The sequence below is a fragment of the Eubacteriaceae bacterium ES3 genome, from assembly GCA_030586155.1.
In the GTDB taxonomy this organism is placed as follows: Bacteria; Bacillota; Clostridia; order Eubacteriales; family Eubacteriaceae; genus Acetobacterium.
In genome coordinates this window covers 740,705-754,891 of record CP130741.1, presented here as the reverse complement: position 1 = coordinate 754,891, position 14,187 = coordinate 740,705, and the positions used below count along the sequence as shown (strand labels likewise).

Genomic DNA, 14,187 nt, shown 5'->3' with positions numbered 1-14,187 from the left:
ACTAAAAATAAGGAGAAAATTATGTACGATATTATCATTATTGGTGCAGGCGCAGTTGGAACCTCAATCGCCCGTGCCTTAAGCCGTTATCAATTGAAGGTAGCCTTAATCGAAAAAGAAAATGATGTTTCAATGGGTGCAACCAAAGCTAACTCAGCTATCGTTCATGGCGGCTATGCTGAAGCCCACTCAAAAGTCAAAGGTCGATTGTGTTATAAGGGTCGGCAACAATTTGATAAACTCAATGCAGAGCTCAATTTTGGATTTGACAAAATTGGTTCATTAGTACTGGCATTTGAAGATGAACAGCTTGATAAACTCAAAGACCTTTATGAAAACGGTCTGAAAAACGGTCTCACTGATTTGGAAATTTTAAATCATGACCAGATAATGAAACTCGAACCAAATGTAAACCCTGAGGTAAAACACGCTTTATACTGTAAGGGCGCTGGGGTCTGCTGTCCCTTCAGTTACACGATTGCTCTTGCTGAAAATGCTGTTGCCAATGGCGTCGAACTGTTTCTTAACACCGAAATATCGTCAATTAAGAAAGACAATGATAGTTTCACTTTAACTGATCAAAACAGTCAGAGTTATCAATCAAAATTTGTGATAAATTGTGCCGGCGTTCAGTCTGATTTGATTGAACAGATGGTTGGCCTCAGCAACTTTACCATCACTCCCCGTAGCGGCGAATATATGCTGATGGTTCGTGGATCCGGTAAAATTGCAAATACTGTACTTTTCCAGATGCCAACAAAAATGGGTAAAGGCATTCTTGTTTCACCAACCTATTACGGTAACCTGATTATCGGACCGGATGCAGTCAACCTTAATGAGGGTGATAAATCAACCCACACTGATCGACTACTAAACATCTATAAACAAGCTCGCCACACTACTGACAAAATAAATATTAAACAGTTTATTAGAAGTTTTACAGGGGTAAGAGCTGTCAGTTCCACAGATGATTTTGTGATTGGTAAAACAGAAGTTGAAGGCTTCATTAATTGTGGCGGCATTCAATCGCCCGGTCTAACTTCTTCTCCAGCTATTGCTGATATGGTCCTTGACTTACTGGATCAGGAAGGATGCAAGTTCATCAAAAATCCAGAATTCGATCCATATCGTAAACCAATTATTGAACGAAAAACATTTAAATCACCACACGAAATCGAACCTCTGGTAAACCTGGAATCGGGACCAGAAAGAATTATCTGCCGCTGCGAACAAGTCGAAGAAGCTACAATTATTGATTCTATGAATCGTGGTATCCCTGTTACAACAGTCGATGGAATCAAGCGCCGCACTAGAGCAGGAATGGGCTGGTGTCAGAGTAGTTTTTGTCGAGAACGGGTTGTTGCTGTAATGGAAAGTGTTCTTGGTCATCCTGTCGATCCCGGATTTGATATTGAACACAGCGGGATTAATAGAGTCGGGAAAAATGAAATCGTTGATTATATTAATTCGCAATCCGAATAAAAAAAGGAGCAATGCTCCTTTTTTTTATTTGAAAATTTGATAATTAGACTAATCCTTTTTTTTAAACGTCAAAATAACTCCTTCTGTTGTACTGTTGGCCCATCCACCGTCGTTTGAAACGACAACATGCTGACCTTGTATAAGCGGTGTAACAGAAAAAAGATCATAGCCTTTATCGTCGTATTCATTTGCTTTATCATCAATTAAAAGCGCCAAATCAACCGCCTTGCAACGCCTAAGTCCTTTGTTATAGTCATTACCGGTGGCTTCAACCTGATCATCAAGTACTATACTAATGTATTTCTTCATTATTGTCTCCTTTATAATAAAAAACGCCCCTATTCAGGGGCGAAAAATTCAATTTATGCTTTGTACCAAAGAACTGATCTAATGGTACCAAAATCTTTTTTATTTTATATACAATCTTAGTCTTCGATAATTTTAGCAACAACTCCAGATCCAACAGTACGTCCACCTTCACGAATAGCGAATCGCAGTCCTTCTTCGATAGCGATTGGTGTGATCAGGGTGATTTCCATCTGAACGTTATCTCCTGGCATTACCATTTCTACGCCTTCTGGTAATTTGATTACACCAGTTACGTCAGTTGTTCTGAAGTAGAACTGTGGTCGGTAACCATCAAAGAATGGTGTATGTCGTCCACCCTCTTCTTTTGTCAGTACATATACTTCTGACATATAGTGGGTATGTGGTTTGATTGATCCTGGTTTAGCCAGTACCTGTCCACGTTCGATCATTGTTCGGTCAATACCTCGAAGCAGGGCTCCAACATTGTCTCCCGATCGTCCTTCGTCCAGTAATTTTCTAAACATTTCGATTCCGGTTACTGTTGTTTTCTTCACTTCGTGAATACCAACGATTTCCACTTCTTCACCAACTTTTACAACCCCACGTTCGATACGTCCGGTTGCTACTGTTCCTCGTCCAGTGATTGAGAACACGTCTTCTACTGGCATCAGGAATGGTTTGTCTGTATCTCGTTCCGGTTCTGGAATCCATTCGTCTACTGCTTTCATCAGCTCAACGATTTTATCTCCCCATGGTCCGTCTGGATCTTCCAGTGCACGAAGGGCTGATCCCATGATGATTGGTGTATCATCGCCTGGGAATTCATATTCATCCAACAGTTCCCGAACTTCCATTTCTACCAGTTCAAGCAGTTCTTCGTCATCTACCATATCTACTTTGTTTAAGAATACGATGATATAAGGAACCCCTACCTGACGGCTTAACAGGATATGTTCACGCGTCTGAGGCATTGGACCATCAGCTGCACTTACTACCAGGATTGCTCCATCCATCTGAGCAGCACCAGTGATCATGTTTTTTACGTAATCGGCATGGCCTGGGCAGTCTACATGGGCATAGTGACGGGCATCTGTTTCATATTCAACGTGGGCTGTTGAAATAGTGATTCCTCGTTCTCTTTCCTCAGGTGCTTTATCAATGTTTTCAAAAGCAACTGATTCACCTGTGCCGTATCGTTTGTTTAATACGGTTGTGATTGCTGCTGTTAATGTTGTTTTACCGTGGTCTACGTGACCGATTGTTCCAATGTTAACATGGGGCTTGGTTCTTTCAAATTTTGATTTTGCCATTTGTTCTTCTCCTTAATTAATATAGTTAAACAGAGTTCTATTTTCTGCCTTCAATAATTTCTTCAGAAACACTTTTAGGAACAGCTTCATAATGTGAGAATTGCATTGTATAAACGCCTCGTCCCTGTGTTTTACTTCTTAGTGTTGTCGCGTATCCAAACATTTCAGCCAGTGGTACATAGCCATTAATAACCTGGGCGCCACCGCGCATTTCCATTCCTTCAACACGGCCTCGTCGAGAGTTAATATCCCCCATAACATCACCCATGTATTCTTCAGGAATAACAACTTCCAGTTTGAAAACAGGTTCAAGAATAACCGGATCAGCTTTTCTCATACCATTTTTGAACGCCATAGATCCGGCAACTTTAAATGCCATTTCTGATGAATCGACATCATGATATGAACCATCATATACTGTTACTTTTAAATCCAACACGGGATATCCAGCCAATACACCATTTTGCATTGCTTCTTCAATCCCCTGGTTAATTGGGTTAATGAATTCTTTTGGAATTGATCCCCCAACAACTTTATTTTCAAAAACATAACCAGTACCTGGTTCAACAGGTTCCATACGGATTAAACAGTGACCGTACTGACCACGACCACCTGATTGTCTTGCAAATTTACCTTCTGCTTCAACAGCTTTAGTGATTGATTCTTTGTACGCTACCTGTGGTGCTCCAACATTGGCTTCAACTTTGAATTCTCGAAGCATACGGTCAATAATAATATCCAGGTGAAGTTCACCCATTCCTGAGATGATTGTCTGACCAGTTTCTTCATCAGTACGCGTTCTAAAAGTTGGATCTTCTTCTGCCAATTTCTGTAAAGCAGTAGACATTTTTTCCTGTCCTGCTTTTGTTTTTGGTTCAATCGCTACATGGATTACCGGTTCAGGGAATTCCATCGACTCAAGAATAACTTTTGCTGAATCATCACAAAGTGTATCCCCTGTTGATGTATCTTTTAAACCTACTGCAGCAGCAATATCTCCGGTATAAACCGTAGAAATTTCTTCACGGTGATTTGCATGCATCTGAAGAATTCGACCAATTCTTTCTCTTTTTCCTTTTGACGAGTTATATACATAAGAGCCAGAGTTTATCGTTCCAGAGTACACTCTAAAGAATGCCAATTTCCCAACAAATGGGTCTGTCATGATCTTGAAAGCCAATGCTGCGAAAGGCTCATCATCGCCAGCTTTACGCACTTCTTCTTCTTCTGTATCCGGATTAACACCAGAAATTGGTGGTACATCCAGCGGTGATGGCATGAAGTCAATAACTGCATCCAACATCAGCTGCACCCCTTTATTTTTATAAGAGGATCCACAAACTACTGGAATAATATCTACATTAAGAGTCGCTTTACGAATTGCTGTTTTAAGTTCTTCAACACCAATTTGTTCGCCTTCAAGGAATTTCTCCATGATAGCATCATCATAATCAGAAACTGATTCAATCAGTTTTTCACGATATTCTTCAGCTAATTCTGACATATCTTCTGGAATGTCAACAATATCAATTTGTTCTCCCAGATCATCGCGATAAATTCGGGCATTCATTTCAACAAGGTCAATAATGCCTACAAAATCGCTTTCTTTCCCGATTGGTAACTGGATTGGAACAGGATTCGCACCCAATCGATCAACCATCATATCCAAAGCGTTATAAAAATCAGCCCCTGTGATATCCATCTTATTGATGTATGCCATTCGTGGAACATGATATTTATCAGCCTGTCTCCAGACAGTTTCTGACTGCGGTTCAACCCCACCTTTAGCACAGAATACTGCTACCGAACCGTCAAGCACTCGAAGTGAACGCTCAACTTCTACGGTAAAATCAACGTGGCCTGGTGTATCAATAATATTGATACGATTTTCTTTCCAGAAACAGGTTGTTGCAGCTGAGGTAATGGTAATCCCTCTTTCCTGTTCTTGCTCCATCCAGTCCATCTGGGCTCCCCCTTCATGGGTTTCACCAATCTTATGGATTTTTCCGGAATAAAACAAGATTCGTTCTGTGGTGGTTGTTTTTCCTGCATCAATATGTGCCATAATACCAATATTTCTTGTTTTTTCTAAACTATACTCTCTAGACACCGATGCTTTCCTTTCTTACTTTAAAATGAATTCTACCAACGGTAATGTGCAAATGCTTTATTAGCTTCTGCCATTGCGTGAGTGTCATCTTTTTTCTTCACAGCTGCACCACTGTTGTTGAGTGCATCCATGATTTCTCCAGCTAAACGATCCTTCATAGTTTTTTCAGATCGTTTTCTTGAATAGTTTACTAACCATCGTAATCCAAGAGCCTGTTTACGATCTGCTCGAATTTCAATTGGAACCTGGTATGTTGCCCCACCAACACGTCGGGCTTTAACTTCCAGCACAGGTGTAATGTTTGCTAAAGCTTCCTGAAAAGCTTCTAAAGCATCCTTACCTGTTTTCTCACTGACTTTTTCAAAGGCATCATAAACGATTCTCTGGGCTACCCCTTTTTTCCCGTCAAGCATAACGTTATTTACTAGTTTAGTAACAACAACGCTACCATAAATCGGATCGGGCAATACTTCTCTTTTTGGAACTGCTCCTTTTCTAGGCACTTTACTTCCCTCCTTAACATTATTTTATGTTCATCGGTACTCGACATCCAACGTAAGTTGTTGTGCGTCTAGTGTCACTAGCATATATGTGGTCTCTTTTATTGAGCGCTTTAATATGCAGCACTATACACTACTACTTCTTAGGCTTTTTAGCCCCGTATTTGGATCGAGCTTGTCTACGCGCGTCAACACCAGCAGTGTCGAGCGCACCACGGATGATTCGATAACGAACCCCTGGTAAATCCTTAACACGACCGCCTTTAACAAGAACGATACTATGCTCCTGCAGATTATGTCCAATACCTGGAATATAAGCGGTTACTTCCATTCCGTTTACTAAACGAACTCTGGCAATTTTTCTAAGAGCCGAGTTTGGTTTCTTTGGTGTTGATGTTCTAACTGCTGTACACACGCCTCGTTTTTGAGGATTCGCTTTTAACGCCGGTGTTTTGGTTTTATCTTCCGAACGTTCTCTTCCTTTTTTTACAAGCTGATTAATGGTAGGCATTTAGTCCTGCACCTCCTTTTTAATATTTATATTAACCTCTCAATGAGCTGCTAATCACTTTAATGGCAGGCCGCAAGCAGCCTGCCTATTACTTTAATATTGCTACAACTGCGGCAGAACGGTCTATTCCAACCACTTTACCCAGTCCCAACTTGGTATCAAAATATTTTATCATGACCTGATAGTCTTTACAGGCATTTTGGATATCCTGTTTCAGCTTTTCGTCAGTATCTTCGGCTAAAATAACCTGCTGTACTTTACCTTCTTTAACAGCTTTAAGTGTCTGCTTGGTGCCAATCACCTTACTAGCTCCACTAAAATCATTCAACCCATTCACCTCCTGAAATGCTTCATAAAAAACATACCAATTTACTATACACGTTTCAATAGCAATTGTCAAGAATTATTGTTCATCCAAAAAATCTATATCGAACATATCCAAATCTGAAATAACATCATCTTCAGCCTGTTTCTGTTCTTCTTCTACATGAGCATTAATTATTTCATCATCAAACAGAATGTCCGAAGTTTCAACTAAATCAGGCGATTCCTCAATTTCATTATAAATTTCTTCCTCTTCACGCTCGTAAGTCAGCTCTATTTCACCATAGGTTTTTACACCAGTTCCAGCCGGTACAAGCTGCCCGATGATGACATTTTCCTTAAGACCAATTAAAGGATCAACTTTACCTTTAATTGCTGCATCTGTCAATACTCTGGTTGTTTCCTGGAATGAAGCAGCAGACAGGAAGGAATCAGTAGCCAAAGAGGCTTTTGTAATCCCCAGGAGTTCTCGGCCAGCCGTTGCAAGATTGCCTCCTGCTTCCATCGCTGCCTTATTCTCTTCTTCAAAGTTAAAAATATCAACCATACTGCCCGTGAGGAGATTAGTATCACCCGCATCTTCAACTTTTACTTTTCGAAGCATTTGTCTGATAATCAGCTCAACATGTTTATCACCGATATGCACACCCTGCTGACGGTAGACTTTCTGAACTTCCTGAAGTAAATACTGCTGTACTTCGTCAATTCCCTGAATTCTTAAGATATCACTTGGATTAATTGAACCTTCAGTGATCTCATCACCAGCTTTAATCACGTCGCCTTTGTGAACTCGTAAACGAGAACCGTAAGGAATCAGATAGACTCTGGTATCGCCATCTTCTCCAGTGATAACTGCTTCCTGTTTTTTCTGGGTTTCCTGAATATCAACTTTACCGTCGATTTCTGAAATGATCGCCTGACCTTTTGGCTTTCTGGCTTCAAAAAGCTCTTCAATACGTGGAAGCCCCTGGGTAATATCGTCTGCTGAAGCCACACCACCGGTATGGAAGGTACGCATGGTCAACTGAGTTCCCGGCTCACCAATTGACTGAGCTGCAATAATACCGACTGCTTCCCCAATTTCAACTGGCCGCCAGGTGGTTAAATCAACACCATAGCATTTTTTACAAACTCCGTACTGCGACTGGCAATTAAAGACAGCCCGAATCAATACTTTTTTAATGCCGGCATCAACAATACTTGCCGCCACCGCTTCAGAAATGATTTCATCACCTTTAGCCAGCACCTCTCCGGTTTCAGGGTGGAGGACATCTTCAAAAGCATATCGGCCAATCAGACGTTCTTCCAGACCTTCAATCATGCCGCCGTGATCATTAATTTCCGAGACTTCATAGCCTCTGGTCGTTCCGCAGTCATCTTCTCTAACAATTACATCCTGGCTGACATCGACAAGACGTCTAGTCAGGTATCCTGAATCGGCTGTTCGCAGAGCAGTATCCGCCAAACCTTTTCGAGCCCCATGAGTTGAGGAGAAGAATTCCAGAACATTAAGACCTTCTCGGAAAGATGATCGAATCGGTAACTCGATGATTCGTCCGGTCGGATTCGCCATCAGTCCACGCATTCCCGCCAGCTGCTTAATCTGGTTTTTGCTACCTCGAGCTCCAGAATCCGCCATCATATTAATAGAGTTAAGTCTGTCAAGATTTGCAAGCAGGGCATCAGCTACTTCATCAGTTGCCTTATTCCAGATTGAAACAACATTGTTATAACGCTCCTCGTCACTGATGAAACCCTGACGATACATCATCATATTTTCAGCAATTCTTCCATCCGCTTTAGCCAGAATCTCCTGTTTGTTGCTCGGCACTTCCATATCGCTGACTCCAACAGTGATGGCACCCTTAGTCGAGAAGGTAAAGCCCAGCCTTTTAATATTATCCAGCACTTCCGAGGTAATCGTCGGACCGAAGTTTTTATAACATCGTTCAACAATCTGCGACAATGTTTTCTTGGTTACCTGCATATCAATTTCCAGCTTAAACGTATCGTCTAATGTTTCACGTTTCTGAAAACCCAGTTCCTGCGGAATAACCTGATTAAATATAAATCGTCCTACCGTACCCTCGACCAACCGAGTCACTGGTGTCCCATCAAGCTCTTTGGTAATTCGCACTTTAACCCTGGCATGGAGTTCCACTTCATGGTTGTAGTATGCCATTTCCATTTCATCAAGGTCTTTGAAAACCGATCCGACACCTTTGCAGTCATCTTTTTCCATGGTCATATAATACGAACCAAGGATCATATCCTGTGTTGGTGCCACTACCGGAGATCCGTCCTGCGGTTTTAGAATATTGTTTGAAGCCAGCATCAGGAATCGAGCCTCTGCCTGAGCTTCAACCGATAAAGGAACATGGACAGCCATCTGATCTCCATCAAAGTCAGCGTTATAAGCTGTACAAACGAGAGGATGGAGTTTGATCGCCTTTCCTTCTACAAGGATCGGCTCAAATGCCTGAATACCCAATCGATGCAGTGTCGGTGCACGATTTAATAGTACTGGATGCTCCTGAATAACATCTTCCAGGACATCCCAAACCAGAGGATCTAGTTTTTCAACCATTTTTTTTGCACTTTTAATATTCTGTGACAGGCCACGACCTACCAGCTGACGCATTACAAATGGTTTAAATAATTCGATCGCCATTTCTTTAGGCAGTCCACACTGATACATTTTCAGTTCCGGACCAACTACGATAACTGAACGGCCTGAATAGTCAACACGTTTTCCCAGCAGGTTCTGACGGAAACGTCCCTGTTTCCCTTTAAGCATATCACTGAGTGATTTAAAGGGTCGGTTACCAGGTCCTGTTACTGCCCGCCCGCGACGTCCGTTATCAATCAAAGCATCAACCGCTTCCTGAAGCATACGTTTTTCATTCTGAACAATAATATCAGGCGCATCAAGCTCCAACAATTTCAGAAGCCGATTATTTCTGTTGATAACACGACGATACAGATCATTAAGATCCGAAGTCGCAAATCGTCCACCATCAAGCTGGACCATCGGTCTCAGTTCCGGCGGAATAACCGGAATTGTTTCAAGAATCATCCACTCCGGACGGTTTTCAGAACTTCTAAAAGCTTCTATTGCCTCTAAACGTCTGGCAATCCGAATTTTTTTCTGTCCTGAACTGCCTTTTAAATCTTCTTTTAAAACTTCCGCTTCCTGATCCAGATCCACTGTTCTTAATAGTTCCTGAATTGCTTCAGCCCCAATACCGGCAGTGAATTTATTACCAAATTCAGCTTTGGCTTCTTTATATTCAGATTCGGTCAGAATCTGTTTATAATCAAAATTACTTTCACCAGGATCCGTCACCACGTAAGATGCAAAATAAATAACTTTTTCCAGATTTCTCGGAGACATCTCCAGGATCAATCCCATTCGACTGGGAATCCCCTTGAAATACCAGATATGAGAAACTGGTGAGGCCAACTCGATATGCCCCATCCGTTCACGTCTGACCTTAGCTTTTGTAACTTCTACCCCACAGTTTTCACAGACAATGCCCTTGTGGCGGATTCGCTTATATTTCCCACAATTACATTCCCAATCCTTCTGAGGTCCAAATATTTTTTCACAAAACAATCCTTCTTTTTCCGGTTTTAATGTCCGATAGTTGATTGTTTCAGGTTTCTTGACTTCGCCTCGTGACCATTCTCTGATTTTATCAGGTGAGGCCAATCCGATCTGTAAAGATTTGAAGGTGAATTCCTCGTTTAACAAATGGCTCGCTCCCTTCTATAGTTCACTCAAAATATTATTCAAAAAAGATGTCGTCATCTTCATCGCCTTGTTCATCGTCTGCTGAGCTTATCTGGTAAGCATCATTTAATTTCTCTTCATCTTCCTCAGAAATTTCCGCTTTGCCAATTTCGCTTGTCAGTTCTTCAATTGGATCTGGCTCGTCCATCTCTTCATCCAGAAGTCTGATCATTTCCTGATCATTGAGCACATTTACATCCAATCCCAAACTCTGGAACTCTTTCATCAATACTTTAAAGGATTCCGGAATACCTGGTTTCGGAATATTCTCACCTTTAACAATGGATTCATAAGCTTTTACACGGCCAACCACGTCATCCGATTTAATAGTCAGGATTTCCTGCAGTGTATGAGCTGCCCCATACGCTTCCAGGGCCCAAACTTCCATTTCACCAAAACGCTGACCGCCAAACTGAGCTTTACCACCCAGCGGCTGCTGTGTTACCAGTGAATATGGTCCGGTTGAACGGGCATGCATTTTATCGTCAACCAAATGATGGAGTTTTAAGATATACATATAGCCAACAGTAACCGGATTATCAAAAGGCTCACCGCTTCGACCATCAAACAACTGGATTTTTCCATTTTCCGGCAATCCCGCCTGATCAAGCAGTTGCATAATATCATCCTCATGAGCACCGTCAAATACTGGTGTCGCAATATGATAGCCAAGTTCTCGCATGGCCAGTCCCAGATGGACCTCCAGAACCTGCCCAATATTCATTCGCGATGGCACCCCCAAAGGATTTAAAACAATTTCAAGTGGTGTTCCATCTGGCATAAAAGGCATATCCTCTTCCGGCAGAATTCTCGAAATAACCCCTTTGTTACCATGTCGACCAGCGATTTTATCACCTACCTGAATCTTACGTTTAACCGCAATCAGGACTCGAACTAGGGTATTTACGCCCGGTTTTAAGTCTTCATCTTTATTTTCTCTGGAGAAAACTTTAACATCCAGAACAATACCAGATTCACCATGAGGTACTTTTAATGAAGTATCTCTGATTTCACGCGCTTTCTCACCAAAAATCGCCCGCAGAAGCTTTTCTTCAGCCGATAAATCAGTTTCGCCTTTCGGCGTTACTTTCCCAACCAGAATATCTTCTGATTTAACTTCAGCACCAACATAGATAATTCCACGTTCATCAAGGTTCTTAAGCGAATCTTCGCTGACATTTGGTATATCTCTGGTAATTTCTTCTGGACCTAATTTGGTTTCTCGAGCTTCACATTCAAATTCCTCAACATGAATGGATGTAAATACGTCTTCTTTTAATATTTTCTCATTAATCAGAATCGCATCCTCGTAGTTATAACCTTCCCAGGTCATAAAGCCGATTAAGATATTCTGACCAAGGGCCAGTTCACCCATCTCTGTTGAAGGTCCATCCGCAATAATATCGCCAGCTTCAACACGTTGCCCTTTTGAAACCAGAGGCTTCTGGTTCATACAGGTTCCCTGGTTGGAACGTTTGAATTTAATCAGTGGGTATTTGTCCAGGTCGCCCTCATCATTTCTGATATAGATGCAGGCCGCTTCGACCCGTTCAATAATCCCTGATTTTTTGGCGATCGCACAAACACCGGAATCTTTGGCAGACTTATGTTCCATCCCTGTACCAATTACTGGCGCTTTGGGGATTAACAATGGCACAGCCTGACGCTGCATATTCGCTCCCATCAGGGCTCGATTGGCATCATCATTTTCAAGGAAGGGAATTAATGAAGTCGCGACTGATACAACCTGTTTGGGCGAGATATCCATATAGTCAACGCGATCAGCGGCAATCAATACAAAATCACGCTTGCTGCCGGCACGCCCAGTAACCTGTTTACGTACGAATGCACCATTTTCATCTAACGGTTCATTGGCCTGAGCAATTGTATAGCGGCCTTCTTCATCGGCGGCAATATAGTCAATTTGTTCAGTTACAACCCCATTCACAACTTTACGGTAAGGCGCTTCGATAAAACCGTACTCATTCACTCGGGCAAAGGTACTTAGTGAACCGATCAGCCCGATGTTAGGACCTTCAGGCGTTTCAATCGGACACATACGACCATAATGGCTATGGTGAACATCACGGACTTCAAATCCCGCTCGCTCTCGACTAAGACCACCTGGTCCCAAGGCCGATAAACGTCTTTTATGTGTCAGTTCTGCCAGAGGGTTAGTCTGATCCATAAACTGAGACAGCTGGGAAGACCCAAAGAATTCTTTTAAGGCCGCGTTAACTGGTCGTGTGTTGATCAATCCCTGCGGTGTTAAAACTTCATCATCCTGAACCGACATTCGCTCACGAACTACTCGTTCCATTCGAGATAAACCAATTCTGAACTGATTTTGCAGCAACTCTCCTACTGACCGCAGACGTCGATTTCCTAAGTGGTCAATATCATCGATCGCCCCAATATCGTAATTAAGTCCAATAATATAAGAAATAGATGCATGAAGATCTGAGATCAAAACGTGTTTTGGAACCAGTTCATCCATCCGTTTTTTCATTGTTTTTTTCTTTTCTTCATCACTTATGTCAGCTTCGAGGATCTCTTGGAGAACCTCATAACAAACCATCTCAGTGATATTCAGATCAGTTATATCAAATGGTATATCCTGTGCATAAATATCCACAAATCCGTTTCCGATAATTCGTGCTACCATTCCTTCAGGACGATCTTCTGTTCCTTCTTCGACTCGTACATCCACCACGTTGATACCGGCGTTTTGAATATCTACAGCAACATCACTTGAAATAATCTCCCCTGCTTCAACAAACACTTCTCCGGTTTCGGTATCAATGATTGTTTCTGCTGCCCGTTGACCAGCTATTCTGGTTGACAGAGCCAGCTTCTTATTGTATTTATGCCGTCCGACTTTCGCCAAATCATAACGGCGATCGTCAAAAAACATGGAGTTCAGAAGTGATTGAGCACTTTCTACCGTAGGGGGTTCGCCTGGTCTAAGTCGCTTGTAAATCTCAATCAGCCCGTCTCGGGTTGATTTCATATTGTTGTTTTCATCTTTTTTGATAGTTTCGATCAATCTAAGATCTTCACCATAAAAATCAAGTATTTCCTGATTAGTTCCCAGACCAAGTGCTCTGATTAAAGCAGTAATTGGCAATTTTCTGGTCCGGTCAATCTTAACGTACATAATATCATTGGAATCTGTTTCGTATTCCAACCAAGCCCCTCGGTTTGGGATAACTTGGGCAGAAAACAGTTTTTTTCCAAGTTTGTCTCGTGTCAGTGAAAAATATGCGCCTGGTGAACGCACCAACTGACTAACGATAACCCTTTCAGCTCCATTTACAATAAACGTCCCGGTATCGGTCATTTTATGTAAATCAGCCATGTATACTTTCTGTTCTTTTACTTCGTTCTTTTCCTTGTTGATCAGTCGAACAGTTACTTTTAGAGGTATAAAATAGGTTTGATCCCTTTCTTTACACTCTTCTACCGAATACTTTGGTTTCCCTTCAATGGAATAGTCCACAAATTCCAAAACTAAATTCCCAGTGTAGTCTTCAATTTTGTCAATGTCATCGAATACTTCCTGTAGCCCTTTTTCAATAAACCAATCATAAGAGTCTTTCTGGACTTCGATTAAATTAGGCATCTCAATAACCTCTTTAATCTTGGAAAAGCTTTGGCGTGTTCTCAATCCATTTCTCTCAGGATGCATTATTTCCATCCGCTATCACCCCTCACAAAAATACTCGGCAACTGATGATTATAAGCTCAGCCTGCAAGATACGTTTCATCAAAATTTGCCTGTTGTTTTTCATCTCTCCATGTGTTATTATAAACAGGAAATCAGCCTGAATCTTTTCGAAAACCATCCC

At 41.7% G+C, this 14,187-nt stretch carries 9 protein-coding genes; 1 reads left to right on the top strand and 8 read right to left on the bottom strand.

What is annotated here, in order from left to right:
• The first annotated feature begins 21 nt into the window (after positions 1 to 21).
• Positions 22 to 1,482, top strand: coding sequence for an NAD(P)/FAD-dependent oxidoreductase (locus tag Q5O24_03355; protein ID WKY48379.1), 1,461 nt, complete (start codon positions 22 to 24; stop codon positions 1,480 to 1,482).
• A gap of 48 nt (positions 1,483 to 1,530) precedes the next feature.
• Here the strand turns inward: Q5O24_03355 and Q5O24_03350 are convergent, their stop codons facing one another.
• The 8 genes from Q5O24_03350 to Q5O24_03315 form a co-directional block, all read right to left on the bottom strand.
• On the bottom strand, positions 1,531 to 1,791 hold the full coding sequence (locus Q5O24_03350; GenBank protein ID WKY48378.1) for a hypothetical protein: 261 nt from the start codon (positions 1,789 to 1,791) through the stop codon (positions 1,531 to 1,533).
• Between the two features lie 116 nt (positions 1,792 to 1,907).
• Positions 1,908 to 3,101 (bottom strand): elongation factor Tu, encoded by a 1,194-nt coding sequence (gene tuf, locus Q5O24_03345; GenBank protein WKY48377.1) that lies wholly within the window; start codon positions 3,099 to 3,101, stop codon positions 1,908 to 1,910.
• A 37-nt stretch (positions 3,102 to 3,138) separates the two neighbouring features.
• Complete coding sequence (fusA, locus tag Q5O24_03340; protein ID WKY48376.1) at positions 3,139 to 5,211, bottom strand: elongation factor G; 2,073 nt, start codon at positions 5,209 to 5,211, stop codon at positions 3,139 to 3,141.
• 32 nt (positions 5,212 to 5,243) lie between these two features.
• Complete coding sequence (rpsG, locus tag Q5O24_03335) at positions 5,244 to 5,714, bottom strand: 30S ribosomal protein S7 (protein WKY48375.1); 471 nt, start codon at positions 5,712 to 5,714, stop codon at positions 5,244 to 5,246.
• Between the two features lie 133 nt (positions 5,715 to 5,847).
• Positions 5,848 to 6,222: a 30S ribosomal protein S12 gene (rpsL, locus tag Q5O24_03330; GenBank protein ID WKY48374.1), complete on the bottom strand. Its 375-nt coding sequence runs from the start codon at positions 6,220 to 6,222 to the stop codon at positions 5,848 to 5,850.
• Between the two features lie 88 nt (positions 6,223 to 6,310).
• Positions 6,311 to 6,550 (bottom strand): ribosomal L7Ae/L30e/S12e/Gadd45 family protein, encoded by a 240-nt coding sequence (locus tag Q5O24_03325; GenBank protein ID WKY48373.1) that lies wholly within the window; start codon positions 6,548 to 6,550, stop codon positions 6,311 to 6,313.
• A gap of 75 nt (positions 6,551 to 6,625) precedes the next feature.
• Positions 6,626 to 10,300 (bottom strand): DNA-directed RNA polymerase subunit beta', encoded by a 3,675-nt coding sequence (rpoC, locus tag Q5O24_03320; protein WKY48372.1) that lies wholly within the window; start codon positions 10,298 to 10,300, stop codon positions 6,626 to 6,628.
• A 34-nt stretch (positions 10,301 to 10,334) separates the two neighbouring features.
• Positions 10,335 to 14,036, bottom strand: a complete 3,702-nt coding sequence (locus tag Q5O24_03315; GenBank protein WKY48371.1) for a DNA-directed RNA polymerase subunit beta — start codon at positions 14,034 to 14,036, stop codon at positions 10,335 to 10,337.
• Positions 14,037 to 14,187 lie beyond the last annotated feature (151 nt).

Bases quoted from the DNA above. Each gene is read 5' to 3' on its own strand.
- Q5O24_03355 (WKY48379.1), top strand. From the start codon at position 22: ATGTACGATATTATCATTATTGGTGCAGGCGCAGTTGGAACCTCAATC.
- Q5O24_03350 (WKY48378.1), bottom strand. From the start codon at position 1,791: ATGAAGAAATACATTAGTATAGTACTTGATGATCAGGTTGAAGCCACC.
- tuf (WKY48377.1), bottom strand. From the start codon at position 3,101: ATGGCAAAATCAAAATTTGAAAGAACCAAGCCCCATGTTAACATTGGA.
- rpsL (WKY48374.1), bottom strand. From the start codon at position 6,222: ATGCCTACCATTAATCAGCTTGTAAAAAAAGGAAGAGAACGTTCGGAA.
- Q5O24_03315 (WKY48371.1), bottom strand. From the start codon at position 14,036: ATGGAAATAATGCATCCTGAGAGAAATGGATTGAGAACACGCCAAAGC.